Annotated in this window: 13 protein-coding genes; 6 read left to right on the forward strand and 7 right to left on the reverse strand. The window is 69.2% G+C overall.

The window, feature by feature from the left end; genetic code table 11:
* Positions 1-17 precede the first annotated feature (17 nt).
* Positions 18-614 (reverse strand): hypothetical protein, encoded by a 597-nt coding sequence (locus KF745_01170; protein MBX3357015.1) that lies wholly within the window; start codon positions 612-614, stop codon positions 18-20.
* 150 nt (positions 615-764) lie between these two features.
* Between KF745_01170 and KF745_01175 the strand changes: the two genes are divergently transcribed.
* Both KF745_01175 and KF745_01180 read left to right on the forward strand, forming a co-directional pair.
* Complete coding sequence (locus tag KF745_01175) at positions 765-2411, forward strand: hypothetical protein (protein MBX3357016.1); 1647 nt, start codon at positions 765-767, stop codon at positions 2409-2411.
* A gap of 219 nt (positions 2412-2630) precedes the next feature.
* Entirely contained in the window at positions 2631-2876 is a 246-nt protein-coding gene (locus KF745_01180) for a hypothetical protein (GenBank protein MBX3357017.1), read from the forward strand.
* An 81-nt stretch (positions 2877-2957) separates the two neighbouring features.
* On the opposite strand, the gene KF745_01185 is transcribed toward KF745_01180, so the two are convergent.
* Complete coding sequence (locus KF745_01185; protein MBX3357018.1) at positions 2958-3749, reverse strand: TerC family protein; 792 nt, start codon at positions 3747-3749, stop codon at positions 2958-2960.
* A 230-nt stretch (positions 3750-3979) separates the two neighbouring features.
* Between KF745_01185 and KF745_01190 the strand changes: the two genes are divergently transcribed.
* Positions 3980-4438, forward strand: coding sequence for a PDZ domain-containing protein (locus KF745_01190; protein ID MBX3357019.1), 459 nt, complete (start codon positions 3980-3982; stop codon positions 4436-4438).
* 129 nt (positions 4439-4567) lie between these two features.
* On the opposite strand, the gene ftsH is transcribed toward KF745_01190, so the two are convergent.
* From ftsH to KF745_01210, 4 genes are all read right to left on the reverse strand, one after another.
* On the reverse strand, positions 4568-6661 hold the full coding sequence (ftsH, locus tag KF745_01195; protein MBX3357020.1) for an ATP-dependent zinc metalloprotease FtsH: 2094 nt from the start codon (positions 6659-6661) through the stop codon (positions 4568-4570).
* A gap of 209 nt (positions 6662-6870) precedes the next feature.
* Positions 6871-7407, reverse strand: coding sequence for a hypothetical protein (locus KF745_01200; GenBank protein MBX3357021.1), 537 nt, complete (start codon positions 7405-7407; stop codon positions 6871-6873).
* Positions 7404-8657 carry an outer membrane protein assembly factor BamD gene (gene bamD, locus KF745_01205; protein ID MBX3357022.1) on the reverse strand — a complete coding sequence of 418 codons (1254 nt, stop codon included), beginning with the start codon at positions 8655-8657 and terminating at the stop codon, positions 7404-7406. The genes KF745_01200 and bamD overlap by 4 nt, the downstream gene beginning before the upstream one ends.
* A 31-nt stretch (positions 8658-8688) precedes the next feature.
* Positions 8689-9912: an NAD-dependent epimerase/dehydratase family protein gene (locus tag KF745_01210; protein ID MBX3357023.1), complete on the reverse strand. Its 1224-nt coding sequence runs from the start codon at positions 9910-9912 to the stop codon at positions 8689-8691.
* Between the two features lie 153 nt (positions 9913-10065).
* On the opposite strand from KF745_01210, the gene KF745_01215 reads away from it, so the two are divergent.
* Entirely contained in the window at positions 10066-11124 is a 1059-nt protein-coding gene (locus tag KF745_01215; protein MBX3357024.1) for a polysaccharide pyruvyl transferase family protein, read from the forward strand.
* An 87-nt stretch (positions 11125-11211) separates the two neighbouring features.
* A complete protein-coding gene (acnA, locus tag KF745_01220) occupies positions 11212-14052 on the forward strand; it encodes an aconitate hydratase AcnA (protein MBX3357025.1) in 2841 nt (946 codons plus the stop codon).
* 64 nt (positions 14053-14116) lie between these two features.
* On the opposite strand, the gene recG is transcribed toward acnA, so the two are convergent.
* Positions 14117-16207, reverse strand: coding sequence for an ATP-dependent DNA helicase RecG (gene recG / locus KF745_01225; protein MBX3357026.1), 2091 nt, complete (start codon positions 16205-16207; stop codon positions 14117-14119).
* Between the two features lie 57 nt (positions 16208-16264).
* Here recG and KF745_01230 point away from each other — a divergent pair, with 57 nt between their 5' ends.
* Positions 16265-17083: a DUF695 domain-containing protein gene (locus KF745_01230; protein ID MBX3357027.1), complete on the forward strand. Its 819-nt coding sequence runs from the start codon at positions 16265-16267 to the stop codon at positions 17081-17083.
* Positions 17084-17179: the final 96 nt, after the last annotated feature.

The following is a 17179-nucleotide window of genomic DNA, read 5'->3' on the forward strand; positions in this document are numbered from 1 at the left end:
CCCACGCGGCTCGTGCGCTACGCCGCGGCCCGCGCCATGACCTCCACCGCCCACCCCGGTGTCCGTGATCGATACTCGGCCACCGTGCGCCGGCGGGAGAGGTAGTACATTGCCAGCAGCCCCTGCGAGAGCGCGGTCAGCACGGCCACAGCCCCGTACACGATCAGCGATATCGCCGACGCGATCCCCGCGTACGGTCGCAGGAGTTCATCGGCCTGCGCATCGCCGGTCGCAAACATCGCCTCCGGCGCCCGCAGAATCGGCGCTGCGCTCGCCACGCAATAGAACGCGATCGCCCCGATGATCAGCGCCTGGTTCCATGCCAGGTGCGACGGTGCCCTGACATCGGCCCGCCGCATCATCGCCGCGCCCCGCAACTCCCGCCACGCAGCGACGCACAGGCCCAGCCCCAGCACCATCGCCGGCCACGAGAACACCCCGCCGATCACCGCCGTGACACCGAAGACCCCTGCCGTCCACCCATTCACCTTGGCGACCGCGCCCGCCCGGAACAGCTTCTTCGCCCTCGCCCGGGCCTCGTCCAGAACCATCGCCTGCTCCGCCGAGATCGATGGCGGCGTCGCGCGCCCTGGGGCAGATGATTCTGTTGCCATGTGGGGCATGACCTCCATATCGACCGATCGCCATCTGCCCCGGGGGCTTATTTCGAAGCCCCGGTGAAGCCGTCGTTGCACAAGGGTCGTCCCGGGGTCTTGGGGTCCGAAAACCATAGTGCCCCCGTCTTGGCGAAGTAGACTCCCCTGATGCCTCGCTCCGCAGCCCCGAACCGCCGTCCCCGGATCGTCGTCGCCGCACTGATCATCGCGGCCATTTCGGCAGCCGCGATCGCGGTCCTGCTGTCGACGGTGCTCCGGCACGCCCCCGTCCGCACCCGCCCCGCGCCGCCCGCCGAGCGAGCCGCCGGCATGAACCTAGAAGACTTCCAGTACGCCCCCCGGCAATGGCCCTTCACGGACGCCATGCGCCACGCCCAGCCGTGGGCGACGATCGATGTCGATGGCGGTCCCCCTCGCCGTTCCGGCCCCGATCGCGCGGCGATCACGAAGATCCCCTGCGACGCCGACGGCTATCCCCTCGCACTGCCCGCGACGGTCGAGGGCCTCGCCCCGCAGGTTGTCCGCACGACGATGTTTTATGACACCGCCGGCCACTATCCCGCCGGGCGCTACACCGTCCTCTACGAGGGGTCGGGCGATCTGGAGTTCTACGGCGATGCAAGCGTTGCCGCCGCCGAGCCCGGCCGCGTGCTGCTCGATGTCGCGCCCGCTGCCGAGGGGATCACCCTCGTGATCGCCCGGTCCCAGGCAGGCAACTACATCCGGAACATCCGCGTCCTCCTCCCCGGTTCCGAACCAGCCGCCGCGGGCCAGCAGTTCCATCCGCTGTTCCTCGAACGCCTGAAGCCCTTCAAGGTGCTCCGGTTCATGGAGTGGCAGCGCACCAATGGGTCGACAGTCAAGTCGTGGGGCGACCTGCTCCCCGACACCTATTACACCTGCAACCGTCCGTGCGGCGCCCCGCCCTCGATGATGATCGACCTGTGCAACGCCCTCGGCGCCTCGCCGTGGCTCTGCGTTCCACACCTTGCCGATGACGACTACGCGGCCCATCTCGCGGCTCTCGTTCGCGACCGCCTGGAGCCCGGCCGCGCCGTCTACCTCGAGTACTCCAACGAGACATGGAACACCGCGCTCTCTCAGGCGCAGCACCTCCAGCGGCAGGGCCGCGCCAGGGCGCTCGCCGGCGACGACCGCACCGCGGGGGCTCGCGCCATGGTCGATCGCGCTACCGCAGTCTTCGCCATCTTCAGACGGGTCCTCGGCGACACCCACCCCCTCGTCTGCGTCCTCGCCGGCCAGGCCGCCGACCCCTCGCTGACCCGCGAGATCCTCGCCTACGCCACCGACCGGTACGGTCCAGACGCCTTCGATGCCTTCGCGATCGGCCCCTACGTCGGCCTCGACCTCGAGCAGGCAAGTCAGCGTTCCGCCGTCGCCGTGATGTCGCCCGCCCAGATCTTCGCCGCGCTGGAGGAGGAATCCTCGCGGGTCATCGAGCGCACCCAGCAGCACCTCGACATCGCGAAGCGCTACGGCGTCCCGCTCCTTGCCTACGAGGGCGGCCAGCACCTCGCCGGTCAGTACGGCGCCGAGAACGACGATCGCATCACCTCGCTCTTCACCGCCGCCAACCGCGACGAACGCATGGGCGTGCTGCTCGGCGCGTACCACCGGTCGTGGTGGGCCGTCGGCGGCGGGCTTTTCTGCGCGTTCAACTTCACCTCTCCCTACAACAAGTGGGGCTCCTTCGGCTACCTGGAGTACCAGGACCAGCGCCCCGACGAAGCGCCCAAGTATCGAGCCCTCCTCGACGCGATCTCGCCGCGGTAACCACCGGGTAACTCGAGGAATCTCCGTGCGCCAAGCGGAATCTCAACGGTGCGCAAGTCGTTTGTCGCAAGGCAGATGAACCCGACGGAGACACCTGCAACCGCTTTCGCCGTCTGCCGCTCCGGCAAGAAACCGTGAAACCACGAACATGTGGTGTGCGAAGACGGTAGTGACATCTGCCGCGACCCACCGCGGCCACGAACCAGAAAGGGGTGTCCGATGGCACGTCCTCGCAAGAACCTCGATCCGAAGCGTCTGTGCGACGCAGCCGAGGCCGCCCTGCTCGCGGCCGTCCAAACCGCCGATCAGACCGGCTCCGGCTGGAAATACCCGCCCGATCTCATTGGCACCAACGCCGAGCCTCGCTGCCTTGCCGGCTTTACACGCGGCGAGATCGAACAGGCCAGCCGCTTCCTCATCCGTCTCGGCATGCTGGAGTACCCCCGCTCGCGCGGCGCGGCCTGATTCAACACCAAGTGAATCCGTTCGACCAACCAGCCTCGCCCCTCTTGCCGTACACCACCGGCCAGCGAGGGGCGAGGTTTTTTACGGTTCTCCCGCTGTGGACAACGATCGTCGTACCACCCGCCGGCGCACCGCCATGTTCAGCATCTCGACCCCGAGCGAGAACGCCATACCGAAGTACACATACCCCTTGGCGATGTGCTGCCCGATCCCGTCGGCGACCAGCACCACGCCGATCAGCACCAGGAACGACAGCGCCAGCATCTTGAACGTCGGGTGCCGCTCGATGAACGAGGCGATCACGCCCGAGAACGCCAACATCAGACCCACGGAGATGACTACCGCGGTCACCATCACCCACAGCGCCTGCGCCATCCCTACCGCGGTCACGATCGAGTCCACCGAGAACACCAGGTCGATCAGCAGGATCTGAACAACCGTGGCGCGGAACGTCGCCCCCACCCTCCCCGCGTTGCCCAGGTCCGCGTGGTTCTCCATCATCCCGTGGATCTCGTGCGTCGCCTTCCCGATCAGGAACATTCCGCCCGCGATCAGGATCAGGTCTCGCCCCGTTACCGCGTGCTCCAGCAGCGGGAGCGTGAACAACGGATGCACTGCGAGCCGCATCATCCATGTCAGCACCCCCAGCAGCGCGATCCGCATCACCAGCGCCAGCAGCAGCCCGATCCGGCGAGCGCTCGCTCGCTGGTGCTCCGGCAGCCTCCCCGAGAGCACGGCGATGAACACGATGTTGTCGATCCCCAGCACGACCTCCATCGCGGTGAGCGTCAGCAGAGCGATCAGGTTCTCCACCGAAACCAGCGGCGACCCGCTCACCGCGGCGGCGGCATCAACGGCAAGACTCAGCAGCACGGTTCTTCCTCCGGCGCCGCCCCGGGAACCCCCGTGGCATTGGGCCAGAGCCTACCCGGAGAGTCCTTCCTGTGTGCACGCACATAAACCATTGCAGCCGCACAACATGCATCATGGCCAGTGCCAGAGGCGACCGCGCTGCAGGCGTGGCGATGAAACCCGGCCGACGAAATCCCGTACAACATGGTTGTGGCGGGGCTCGGGGGACCTTGCACACGGAGGCCTCGATCATGGTGCCCACTCTCGGCAGGACGGCCACCGCGGCCGGGCTCGTGCTGGCCCTCAGCACGCTCGCCGGCTGCGTCGTCGTCGTCGGCAACACCACGCGCAGCTACCGCGATGCCGACGGCAACTCGGTCATGGTGATCGAGGACGGCAAGCCGCTCATCGGTGTCAACACGGAACGAGTCAGCCCGGCCCTCGCCTCACAACTCGGCGTCAACGCGGACCGGTCCACGCTCGTCGCCTACGTCTTCGAGGGCTGGCCCGCGGCCCGCGCCGGCGTCAAGCAGTACGACGTCATCGTCAAGGTCGACGGCGACGACTACGTGCCGCCCGACGCCATCCGCAAAGCCATCCGCGCCAAGAAGCCCGGCGACACCATCACCCTGACCGTCATCCGCGGCGGTCAGCCCGTCGATCTCCAGGTCGACATCGCCAGCAAGCCGACGTCAAACAGCTCCGACTGAGCCGCGAAACTCCGGCGCAACAAGACCATCAGCCGATCCGCCGCGTGGCGCCCCGGGCGCTGCCGCGGCGGTTTGCGCGCACCGCAACCGCTGGCCCGCGAGAGTTTGCATCACATGCCACACTCAACCTCAGGCCGGCCGCGGCATCGCGCCGGGCGGCAACTCCGGCGTTGAATCCGCTGGCCGCCCCGCCGCGCCGCGATCCTCGCTCTTTCGGCGGGATTCCGCCGCGAGAAGGTCGCTCACCGTCGGCTTGTTCAGCGTCTGCCCCGACATCAGGCGCGTCACATCATCGCTGGTCAGCGTCTCGTGCTTCAGCAGCGCCTCGGCCACGGCGACGACCTTGTCCCAGTGCGCCTCCAGCAGCCGCCGGCCCTCCGCGAACGCCTCATCGACGATCCGCCGGATCTCCTCGTCGATGATCCGCGCCGTTTCATCCGAGAAATCCTTCTCGGGCAGCAGCATCTCCCGGTTGTCCACCGGTGCATACCGCACGAAGCCGAGCTTGGGGCTCATGCCCCACTCCAGCACCATCGCCCGCGCGATGCTCGTCACCTGGGAGATATCGCCCACGGCGCCGCTGGAGATATCGCCCATCGCCTTCTCTTCCGCGATGCGCCCGCCGCACGCCAGGCACAGCGTCGCCTTGAGCCACTTCAGCCCGTAGCCCATGCGGTCCTTGGTCGGCAGCGAGAACGTCGCCCCGCCCGTGTCCCCGCGCGGGATGATCGTCACCTTGTGCAGCGGGTCCGCGTCGGGCAGGAGCGACTGCAGCACCGCGTGCCCCGCCTCGTGGTACGCCGCGAGCCGGTTCTGGTCCGCCTCTCGCACCCGAGACTTGCGGGCCCGGCCGAACTTGACCTTGTCGCGGGCCTCCTCGAGGTCCTCCTGCTCCACAAAGTCCTTGTTGTGCAGCGTCGCCGCGATCGCCCCCTCGTTGATCAGCGCGGCTAGGTCGGCGCCCGAGAAACCCGGCGTCGCGCGCGCCACCCGCTCGAGATCGACGTTCGGCCCCAGCTTCACCTTCTTCGCATGCACCCGCAGGATTTCCATCCGTCCCTGCACGTCCGGCCGCGGCACGATGATCTGCCGGTCAAACCGGCCCGGGCGGGTGAGCGCCGGATCGAGCACGTCGGAGCGGTTGGTCGCCGCGATCACGATCACGCCGTCGGCCGAGTTGAAGCCGTCCATCTCAACCAGGATCGCGTTGAGCGTCTGCTCCCGCTCGTCGTGCCCGCCGGTCGTGAAGCCGCCGCCGCGCCGGCGCCCGACCGCGTCGATCTCGTCCAGGAAGATGATGCACGGCGACGAGTCCTTCGCCTGCTTGAACAGGTCGCGGACGCGGCTGGCGCCCACGCCCACGAACATCTCCACGAAGTCCGATCCGCTGATCGAGAAGAACGGCACGTCCGCCTCGCCCGCGATCGCCTTGGCCAGCAGCGTCTTGCCGCAGCCCGGCTCGCCGATGAGCAGCACGCCGCGGGGGATCCGCCCGCCCAGCCGCATGAACCTCTTAGGGTTCTTCAGGAACTCGATGATCTCGCGGACCTCGTCCTTCGCCTCCTCGATCCCCGCCACGTCGGCGAAGGTCACCGACGGGTTCTCCTTGTTGAGCACCCGGTGCCGCGACTTGCCGAACGTCCCGAGGAACCCGCCCGCGCCGCCCGCCGCGCTCCGCAGTCCGCGCGCCACGACGAACCACAGGATCACCAGCAGCACCACGAACGGGATCAGCGTCACCAGCACCTGCGTCCACAGCGACGTCGGCAGCGACAGGTAGTTCCCGCGGGTCAACTCGTCCAGCTTCTTCTCGTAGTACTCGCGGACCCGGGGGTCGAACCGCACGACCACGTCCGGCCCCGGCTGCCCGTTGGCGTCCGCCCGCTCCGTGGCGGTGATCGTCGTATCGCGGATCACGATCGACTTGGGCTCCAGCAGGTTCGAACTGTACTTGTTCGCGAAATCCTGCCACGGGCTCGGCCGCCGCTCCGTCAGGCTGCTCATCACCAGGAACAGCATCAGCGTGATCGCGATGACCGAGACCACGCCGAACAGCCCGCGGTTGGGCTTCATCCCGCCCGCGGCCGTCTTGCCCCCTGGCCCCGCCTGGTCGCCGTTGGGTCCCTCTGGCGCGCGTCCGGGCTCATCGCCCTTCGCGGCAAGGCGCGTGCGCACGTCGTCGGCGACGCTCCCGTGTCCGGCTCCGTTGGGACTGTTCCGCATGCCCGTCATGCCCCTTGTTTCGACGCTCCGTGCCCGATCCATCCGTGTACCGGCAAACACCCCCTAAGGAGGCGGGGTTATCGGTCATCGAACCCTAGGCGGTGTACCGGTTCGCCGGAGTTCGCCCGGCGCCGGTGCTCCGCTCCCCGCGAGATACCAACGGGTACGAAATGGTCCCGGATCGGGTTCGAACACCCCCTTGGCGGCGGCTACCAGTTCTCCCGCAGCTCCGCCACGATCGACTTGGCCAGGGCCTGCGCCGCCCCGTACCGCCCCGTATCGATCTTCTCACGAACATTCTGCGCCGGCACGAACGTGCCCGAGCCGCTGAAGTTCCGGCGGGCCACCAGCACCTTCCCGGTCCGGTTGTCCTTGAACTCGAACTGCACGGTCGCCTGCACCGCCTCTTCCTGCACCAGGCCCGTGATGTCCGCCGTGGAGAGCTTCACCAGCCTTGCCGAAGTGATCACGCCCGACAGCGTCGCGCTCGCGTTCTCCCCCGCCGCCACGCGCCACGGCGTCGTCGTCTGGATCTCGTGGATCAGGGCCGCGGCGAGGTCCCGCTCGATCGACTGGTACTGCGTGTTGTTCTTGAACACCGGCACCGAAACGGTCTTGATCGTGTCGTCATACGTGCTCCCCCAGGTGTACCCCTTGCTCGGGTCGCTCGAGCACCCGCCCGACAGGACAGCGCCCACGACCGCTACCGCCAATAACACGCCCCGAAGTAGAGTCCCGACCATCATGGCGCTACTCCCGGCGTAGCCCCGGCCGCGGCGGTGCCCGTCCCGCGGGAGTTCCCACCCAGGGGCCGCCCCGGCAGGAACGGCTTGGCCGCGGGCGATCCCGTGGCGGAGGCCGGCGAGGCGGCAGGCGTGGGGGAGGAAGGGGGGGGTGGGGGGGCGTCCGGCCCGGGTGCCGTGGGCTCGATCGGCTCCACCGCGGGGCCGACGGACGGCGGGGTCTTGAGTTCCATCCATCCCTTCTCTGTCATGATCCGCATCGCATCGCTCGCCGCGCTCGTGCGCGGGTAGGCGAACAGCAACCGCTTGAGGATGTACCGCGCCGAGACCGGGTCGTCGGTCGACAGGTACCACTTCGCCGTGACGAGCACCGCCTGGGCCTGCGACTCCTCCAGCCGGGCGAGCAGCGCATCATCCAGCCCCGCCTGCTGCGCCGCGGCCGGGTAGCGCACCATGAACGTCCGGATCAGCACGCCCGCGTTGAGCAGCGGCGTGCTGTCGTACTTCGGCCCGTGGTACTGCGAGATCGTCGCGTACACCTGACGCTGCATCGCCTTCTCGGCGTACTCGCTCTTGGGGTAGTTCTGCAGGAACAGCCGGTACGCCGTCGCCGCGTTCGACATGTCTCGGACGCGGAAGTAGTAATCGGCAAGCTCAATGCCCGCCCGCTCGGCCAGGCGGCTCCCCGGCAGCCGCTCCTGCACGCGCAGCAGCAGCTCCTGTCCGATGTCGTCCGCATCGAGGATCCGCATGCCGAGGAACTTGCGCTTGAAGCCGTTGACGTACCGAACCCCGATGTCCAGCTCCCGCTCCACCGCCTTGACGTACTCGATGGAATCGGGGAACTGCTTGCAGATCGCCTCGTAGTCGTACAGCGCCTCGAACTCGTTGCCGTCGCCGGTCTTGGCGTCGCCGAGCAGGAGATACGCCTGGGGCAGCAGCGGGCTCTTCCCCCTCTTGTTCTCCTCGACCCACTCTTCGAGGATCTTCTTCGCCTCGCCGAACTTCTCATCGGCGATCAGGCGCCGCGCCTGGTTGACGGTGTCCAGCGCCGCGCTCGGCGGCTCCTTCATCGCCACTTCGACCCACTGGCCGGATTCGTCCTGCACGTACTCGGTGGCCTGCGCCATCGCTTGGGCCGCGAACCCGACCACACCCAGCAGGAGCGCCACCGCCACGCGCACCCGACCCCGGGTTCGGGCGACCTTCGGTGCCGTGGGTACTGCAGCGGGGGCGGCGACGGATGGGTTCACGGTCGCAGGATACCCGTTCCGGGCGCCGACGTCACGACTTGGGGCTCTCCATCACGGTCTTGAGCACCTCCGCCTCGCGCTCCCGCGAGATTCCCGCCCGCAGGTTCGACGGGTTGGCCATCCGGGGCGGCTCCTTCCCCTCGGACTTGGCCTGCTCGATCATCTCATTCGTGATCCGCGTCCGCCGGGCCACCTCGCCGGGCCACCACGCGAGGATGTCGCGGCAGGTCTCCTCGGCCGGCCGGAAGGTCAGCCCCGCGCCGACCGCCCGCGCGTTCTGTCGCATGTGGAAGCCGGCGTTCTCGCCCTGCGCCCGCAGCAGGATCGGCAGCACGCCCTCCTCGACCCCGGCCCTCTCGAGATCCTCAAAGCCGACCCACGTCAGCGTGCTCTCCTTGCCCGCCGCCTTCTGGCAGGCCTTGAGGAGCTGGCCCGAGGTGTACGGCGCCGCCGGGCCCATGGCGTTGAACACGCCGGTCGTCCGGTTCTCGATGCACAGCACGATCCACGCGGCCAGGTCGCGGACGTCGATGAACATGACCGGGTCGTTGGGCGTCCCCGGGCAGAGCACAACGCCCCCCTCGCTCACGCGCACCGGCCAGTAGGTGAAGCGGTCCGTCGGATCGCCCGGGCCGACGATGTACCCGGCGCGGATGCTGGTCGTGCGCCCCGGCATCGCCTGCTCCGCGGCCTGCTCGCACAGGGCCTTGAGGGCGCCGTAGTTCTGGTATGCCTGGCCCATCTCCTCGACCGCCGGATCGGCGATGGTCGCGACCTCCGCCGACTCATCATCGCCCGGCGTCGAGTTGTCCTTGTACGCCGAGAGCGAGGAGATGAACACGTACTGCCCGACCCGCGGCGCCAGCAGCGTGGCCGACGCCTTGACGATGCGCGGGTAATACCCGGATGTGTCGATCACCGCGTCCCACGTCCCCTCCTCCAGCGCCTTGAGGCCGTCGCCCTTCTCCGGATCGCGATCCCCCAGCAGTTTCTCGACGCCGTCGACCGGGATCTGCTTGCGCTTCTCGGTGATGCCGCGGTTGAACAGCGTCACGGTGTGCCCGCGGGCCCTCGCCGCGTCCACGATGTGAGGGCCGAGGAAGCCCGTGCCCCCGAGGATCAGGATCGTCCGGGGCTTGGGCGGCTCCGTCGTCGGTCGAGCGGTCGCCGTGATCGACCGGGCGACGCCCGCGAGGGGGAAGGCCATCCCGGCCACGAAGGCACACTGGAGAAATCGGCGTCGGTCGGCGCGCATGACATGGTCCTCCCGCGCAGCGGCCCGTCCCCTGACTCGGCTCGCCGGATCACCCGGCGGGCCCGCCGCGATGGTTGCGAGGTTCTTACAACCGCGCTCGAATCCCGGTTGCAGGCGGAAACGCGTCGCGCCGAAGGCAGTACGATCCGCCGCGTGAGAGTGCTCCTGCTCAATGACAACGGAAACATCCCCCACGTCGGGTGCCTGGGCGTTGCGGATGCGCACGCGCGGATGCTGGCCCGCGCCGGCCACACCGTGGCGGCCCGCCGGTTCTGCGGCTGGAGCGCGCCGGTCGATCCCTCCGACGAGGAGGGCTCGATCCGCCGTCTCGCGGAGGACGCGCCGCTGCGAGAGGCCATCGAAGCCGCGGACGCCGTCGTGCTCAACGCCGAGGGGACCATCCACCACGGCGCGGGCCTGCACTGGCTCGCGGCGGTCGGCGCCGCGCAGCGCCTGGGCAAGACCACGCTCGTCGTCAACGCGGTCTTCGAGGAGTCCGCCGGCTTCCTCGGCGTGCTGCACGCCGCGGCGGACGTGGGCGTGCGCGACGCCCGCTCGCTCCGATACCTCGCCTCGCTGGGCGTGAAGGCCCGTCTCGTTCCCGACTCGATCGTCGAGGCCCGCTTTGATCAGCGGCCCGCCATCGATCTCTCCGGCCGGATCGTCGTCACCGACTGGCACCACCAGCGAAAGGGCGACGTCGGGGCCGCGGCCGCCTCGCTGCTCCGAGATCGCCCGGCGGAGACCTTCTACTTCCCGCTCCTCCACGGGAGCCACCGGTGGCTCTGGCGCAGCGCGGTCCCGACGCTGCGGACGGCGCGGGCCGTCGTCACCGGCCGGCACCACGGGGTCTACCTCGCCGCGCTGGCGGGCGTCCCGTTTGTCGCGATGCCGTCGAACACGCACAAGGTGGAAGGGATCTTCGAGGGTGTCGGTGTCGACGTGCCGATCTGCACCACCCGTGGTCAGGTGGACCGCGCACTCGAAGCCGTCCTCGCCGATGCCGGGGCGTGCCGGCGCGTCTCCGACCACCTGACGGACAGCCGCCCGCTCGACACCTTCCGGGCCCTCGGGGTCGTGCCCGTCGCCGATCCCGACGCGGCGGAACGCCGGGAACTGGAGAGGCTTGAAGTCGAGGCGACGGAGGCCGCCGCGTGGACCAGGGTCCCCATGTTCTGGCCCTTCGCAATGCTCGATAACATCAAGCCGTAGCAGCACTTGCGGGCGGTGTGGTGCCGTGCTCACGCGTCCCTGTGCCGCTGCGTATGGTTGCAGTACGCACCGTTTTGAGGAGTTCCCATGCCGCGCAAGGCCGACCCGTTCAACGCACGAGCCACACTCAAGACCCCGCACGGCGACTACGCCTACTACGACCTGGGCGCGCTGGCTCGTCAGGGCGTCGGCAAGGTCGATCGGCTGCCGTTCTCGATCCGGGTCCTGCTGGAGGCGATGCTGCGCCACGTCGACGGGTTCGTGGTGAACCCGGACGACGTCTCGGGCCTGGCGAACTGGAACGCGAAGGCGCCGGCGAAGGTTGAACTCCCGTTCATGCCCGGTCGCGTGGTCCTGCAGGACTTCACCGGCGTGCCGTGCGTGGTCGACCTGGCGGCGATGCGCGATGCGATGAAGAAGCTCGGCGGCAACCCCGAGGCGATCAACCCGCTGGTGCCGTGCGACCTCGTAATCGACCACTCCGTGCAGGTGGACTCCTACGGATCCGCGACGGCGCTCACGATCAACTCGGAGAAGGAGTTCGAGCGCAACCGCGAGCGGTACGAGTTCCTCAAGTGGGGCCAGCAGAGCCTGCGCAACTTCCGCTGCGTCCCGCCCGCGACCGGCATCGTGCACCAGGTGAACCTGGAGTACCTGTCGCCGGGCGTGCTGACGCGGGAGATCGACGGCGAAACCGTCGTGTACCCGGATTCGTGCGTCGGCACCGACTCGCACACGACGATGATCAACGGCCTGGGCGTCGTCGGCTGGGGCGTGGGCGGCATCGAGGCCGAGGCGGTGATGCTCGGCCAGCCGTACTACATGCTCACGCCGGAGGTGATCGGCTTCAAGCTCGTCGGCAAACTGCCCGAGGGGGCGACGGCGACCGACCTCGTGCTGACCGTGACGGAGATGCTCCGCAAGCGGGGCGTGGTCGACAAGTTCGTCGAGTTCTTCGGTCCCGGCATGGCCGCGCTCAGCGTCCCCGATCGCGCGACCATCGCGAACATGGCCCCCGAGTACGGCGCGACGATGGGGTTCTTCCCGGTCGACGCGGCGACCCTGGACTACCTGAGGTTCACCGGGCGCGATGAGAAGACCGTTGAACTCGTCGAGGCGTACGCCAAGGCCAACGGCCTGTTCTGGACCCCTGCGACCCCGCAGCCGGAGTTCACGGACGTGCTCTCGCTGGACCTGGGAACCGTCGAGCCGTCCATGGCCGGCCCCAAACGGCCGCAGGACCGCGTGCAGCTCGGCGGCGTCCAGGCCTCCTGGCAGAAGGAACTCGCCGACTCGTTCGCCAAGAAGGTGCCCGGCGAGGCGATCAACCTCAACCGCTGGGTGGACGAGGGGGGCAACGCCCAGGGCTCGCAGGTGAACGCGGACCCGGCGACCTGCCAGGGCGACCCGGGGTGCGAGGGCGTCCCGGTGACGATGAACGGCAAGTCCTTCCGGATGCACCACGGCGACGTGGTCATCGCCGCGATCACCTCCTGCACCAACACGAGCAACCCGGATGTGATGATCGCCGCGGGACTGGTGGCCCGCAAGGCCCGGGCCCTGGGGCTCAAGCCCAAGCCGTGGGTGAAGACCTCGCTCGCGCCGGGTTCGAAGGTCGTGACCGAGTACTACGACAAGGCGGGGCTCACGGCGGACCTGGAGGCCCTGGGCTTCAACACCGTCGGGTACGGCTGCACCACGTGCATCGGGAACTCCGGGCCGCTGCCGGCGGAGATCGACGTCGCGATCAAGAAGGGCGACCTGGTGGTGGCGAGCGTGCTCTCGGGGAACCGCAACTTCGAGGGGCGTGTGCACCCGTCGGTGAAGGCCAACTACCTCGCGTCGCCGCCGCTGTGCGTGGCGTACGCCATCGCGGGAACGATGGACCTGGACCTGAAGACCGACCCGATCGGGGCCGACAAGTCTGGCAAGCCGGTGCACCTCAAAGACATCTGGCCCACGCACGCCGAGGTGCAGGCGGTGAAGGCCAAGGCGGTGACGCCCGAGCAGTTCCGCTCGCAGTACGGCAACGTCTTCACGGGCAACCCGACGTGGAACGCGGTGCCCGTGAGCAAGTCGGAGTTGTTCCCCTGGAACGACTCGAGCACCTACATCCAGAACCCGCCGTACTTCGTCGGGCTCACGGAGAAGCCGGCGGAAGTGTCGGCGATCCGCAACGCGCGATGCCTCGTGTTCGTCGGGGACTCGGTGACGACCGACCACATCTCGCCCGCCGGCGACATCGCCGAGGCCTCGCCCGCGGGGCAGTACCTCGTCGCCAAGGGCGTGCCCAAGAGCCAGTTCAACTCCTACGGCTCGCGCCGCGGCAACGACCGGGTGATGACCCGCGGGACGTTCGCGAACATCCGCGTGAAGAACAAGATCGCGGAGGAGAACGGCAAGATCCGCGAGGGGTGGTGGACGCGGGACTTCTCCGCCAACGGCGGCGGCAAGATCGCGCCCATCTTCGACACCAGCGAGCGCTACCGGGCCGAAGGGACGCCGCTGGTGGTGCTGGCCGGGAAGGACTACGGCATGGGCTCGTCGCGCGACTGGGCGGCGAAGGGCGCGATGCTGCTGGGCGTCCGGGCGGTGATCAGCGAGTCCTTCGAGCGGATCCACCGGAGCAACCTGGTCGGCATGGGCGTGCTGCCGCTCAACTTCGTGCCCGGGCAGACCGCGGCATCGCTGGGGCTGGACGGGACGGAGCAGTTCACGATCGACCTGCCCAAGTCGATCGAGCCGCGCGGGCGCGTGAAGGTCAGCGCGACTCGGACGCAGGGCCCCGACAAGGGCAAGGCCGTGGCCTTCGAGGCCGTGTGCCGCCTCGACTCCGCGGTGGAGATCAGTTACTACCGCAACGGCGGGATCCTGCAGACAGTGCTGCGGAAACTGCTGAACGAGAGCCGGCAGGCGGCGCAGGTCTGATCGGATTCGGCTCGGATTCAATCTGTCCCCCCTTTCGTGTGTTCCCGTGCGTGCTGGTTGTACGCTACCCGACGTCGCCAAGGCCGAGCCACTTGCCGTGGGCCTTGAGGAGTCTGCGGCGCAGCAGGGCCTCGGCCTCGTGGGCAAGGGCGGGTGAACGGGCGATCCATGCGGTGGCGTCGCGCCGGGCCATGGCGAGCAGGTCGAGGTCGCGGGCGAGGTCGGCGACCCTGAAGGGCGGGGCGCCGGCCTGGCGGATGCCGAAGACCTCGCCCGGACCGCGGATCTCCATGTCCTTCTCGGCGAGGACGAAGCCATCGGAGGACTCGGCGATGGCGCGGAGGCGGGCCGCCGCGTCCTCGGTGACGGGCTCGCCGATGAGAACGGCGACGGAGCGCTTGGCTCCGCGACCCACGCGGCCGCGGAGCTGGTGGAGCTGGGCGAGGCCGAACCGCTCGGCGTGCTCGACGACCATGACGGTGGCGTTGGCGACGTCGACGCCGACCTCGATGACAGTGGTGGCGACGAGGGCGTCGATGAGGCCCTCCCGGAAGCGGCCCATGATGTGCTCGCGGGTGTCGCGCTTGAGGCGGCCGTGGACGGCGGCGAGGCGTTTGCCGGCGAGTTCGTGGGCCTCGAGGCGGGCGTGGACGGTGCGGAGGTCGTTGACGTCGCCGTCGCCGGTGTCGATGGCGGGGACGACGATGTAGGCCTGGTCACCCTGGTCGAGGCGTTCGTGGACGAAAGAGTAGACCTCGGCGGAGCGGTCGGGGGTGACAACGCGGGTGGTGATCGACTGGCGGCCGGGGGGCATCTCGCGGATGGTGGAGACGTCGAGATCGCCGAAGAGGGTGAGGGCGAGGGTGCGGGGGATCGGGGTAGCGGTCATCACCAGGACATGGGGGGTGATGTTGCTCTCGGTGTCGCCGGTTCCCTTGGAGCGCATGGTGGCGCGCTGGTGGACGCCGAAGCGGTGCTGCTCGTCGATGATGGCGACGGCGAGGGAGGCGAAGCGGACGGTTTCGGTGAGGATCGCGTGGGTGCCGACGACCAGGTCGGCGGCGCCCGACTCGATGCGGGCGAGGGCGGCGGATCGCTCGGAGCCGGTCATCGCGCCGGTCAGCAGTTCGATGCGGACGCTGGAGCCGGCGAGGATGCGGGAGATCGAAGCGTAGTGCTGCTCGGCGAGGAGTTCGGTGGGGGCGAGCAGGGCGGCCTGGTGGTCCGAGGCGGCGGCGAGGAGCATGGCGTAGAGCGCGACGATGGTCTTGCCGGAGCCGACGTCGCCCTGGACGAGCCGGTTGGTAGGGGTCTCGCGGGTGAGGTCGGAGACGATGTCCTCGACGACCTGATCCTGGGAGGGGGTGAGGGGGAAGGGGAAGCGTTCGCGGATGTGGCGGTCGATGGCCTCGGACCAGCGGAGGACCGGGGAGCGGAGGGTCTCGCGCAGGTGGGCCCGCTTCATCTGGACGCCGAGTTGGAGGAGGAGCAGTTCGTCGTAGGCGAGGCGGCGGCGGGCGGCGGCGACGTCGTCTTGCGACTCGGGCTGGTGCATGAGGCGGTAGGCGTCGCTCAGGGAGGGCATGGCCCGCTCGCGCCGGTAGGCCTCGGGGAGGTGGTCCTCGATGAGCGGGAGGGTCTGGGCCAGGGCGTCGCGGACGATCGCATCGATCTGGGCGGAGGTGATGTCCTCGCTGGCGGGGTAGACGGGGCGGAGGCGGGAGTCGGTGGCGGCGGGTTCGGCCTCGTCCTTGAGGTGCTCGATCTTGGGGTTGGCGATCTGGAGGCCGGGGCCGAAGGCGCGGGCCGGGCCGGTGACGCGGAGTCGCAGGCCGGGGTGGATGCGCTGGCGCATGAAGGGCTGGTTGAACCAGACGAGGTCGAGGCGGCCGGTGTCGTCCATGAGGACGGCCTCGAAGCGCGGGCGGCGGCCCTTCATGACGGTGCGGGTGGCGGTGATCTCGCCGCGGGCAGTGACGATGCGTCCGGGTTCGAGGCGGTCGATGGTGGCCTCGGCCTCGACGAGTTCGTGGCGCATGGGGAGGTGGGCGATGAGTTGGGCGGCATTGGCGACGCCCAGGGCGCGCAGGGCGGGGGCGTGCCGGCGCGCGGCGGGGGAGACCTCCTCGATGGGTGTGGTGAGCAGGATGGGCACGGGTACACGCTACACCGGATTCGCCAGTCGCGGCGGGCGCGGGTATGCTGGCGCGCCATGGCCATGCACAGCGAACAGTGGGAGAGTTACCCGGTCGAGTTTGAAGACGGGCCGGCCGCGGTGATCGTGGACATGGGGTGGTATGAGGAGATGCCTCAGCCGGGGCGGACCGAGTCGGTGTGCCTGGTGCTGCCGCTGAAAGAGCCTGGGGAGGACGGGTTGGGGACGGATGACGAGGTGGGGCGGGTCAATGACATGGATGACGCGCTGGTCGCCGAGGTGGTGCGGCTGGCGGATGCGGTGATGGTGGGGCGGGTGCGCGGCGGGGGGAGGATCGAGTGGTTCTTCTACGCCCCGAAGGGGGCCGATTTGGATGGGGCGGTGCGGGCGGTGCGGGCCAAGGCGGCGGGGTATGCGCCGGAGATCTACAGCCAGGCGGACCCGGATTGGGAGGTGTATCGCGAGGCGCTGTACCCGGATGAGAGCACGCAGCGGTGGATCGGGGACCGGAGCGTGGTGATGAAACTGGAGGAGGAGGGGGACCCGCTGACCGAGGCGCGGGAGGTGGACCACTACGCGTACTTCGGCGAGCCGCACCAGGCGGAGGCGTTCGCGCAGTGGGCGACGGAACAGGGGTTTGGCGCGGAGAGCCACGAGCCCACGGATGAGACGCAGGGGCAGACGGTGGTCCACCTGACGCACGAATCGGGCGTTGACCTGCCGACGATCAACGAGGTGACGGAGATGCTGCGGCGGCAGGCGGAGTTGGCGGGTGGGGTGTATGACGGGTGGGAGACGGTGGTGGTGAGAACGGAGGCGGATGGGGATGACGCGGCGGAGGAGGATGATGAGGGTGAGGAGGAGGATCGAGACTGAGGCCAACGGCTGAAGGGAGGGCGGGCGCGGGGAGTGGCGGAAGGGCGCCGGCGCGGGCGAGGAGCCTGGAGGCGGGGGTGGCGGGAGGGGGACCGG

Source organism: Phycisphaeraceae bacterium, from assembly GCA_019636655.1.
Taxonomy (GTDB): domain Bacteria; phylum Planctomycetota; class Phycisphaerae; order Phycisphaerales; family UBA1924; genus JAHBXB01.

Bases quoted from the DNA above. Each gene is read 5' to 3' on its own strand.
- KF745_01170 (MBX3357015.1), bottom strand. From the start codon at position 614: ATGGCAACAGAATCATCTGCCCCAGGGCGCGCGACGCCGCCATCGATC.
- KF745_01175 (MBX3357016.1), top strand. From the start codon at position 765: ATGCCTCGCTCCGCAGCCCCGAACCGCCGTCCCCGGATCGTCGTCGCC.
- KF745_01180 (MBX3357017.1), top strand. From the start codon at position 2,631: ATGGCACGTCCTCGCAAGAACCTCGATCCGAAGCGTCTGTGCGACGCA.
- KF745_01190 (MBX3357019.1), top strand. From the start codon at position 3,980: ATGGTGCCCACTCTCGGCAGGACGGCCACCGCGGCCGGGCTCGTGCTG.
- ftsH (MBX3357020.1), bottom strand. From the start codon at position 6,661: ATGCGGAACAGTCCCAACGGAGCCGGACACGGGAGCGTCGCCGACGAC.
- KF745_01200 (MBX3357021.1), bottom strand. From the start codon at position 7,407: ATGATGGTCGGGACTCTACTTCGGGGCGTGTTATTGGCGGTAGCGGTC.
- KF745_01210 (MBX3357023.1), bottom strand. From the start codon at position 9,912: ATGCGCGCCGACCGACGCCGATTTCTCCAGTGTGCCTTCGTGGCCGGG.
- acnA (MBX3357025.1), top strand. From the start codon at position 11,212: ATGCCGCGCAAGGCCGACCCGTTCAACGCACGAGCCACACTCAAGACC.
- KF745_01230 (MBX3357027.1), top strand. From the start codon at position 16,265: ATGGCCATGCACAGCGAACAGTGGGAGAGTTACCCGGTCGAGTTTGAA.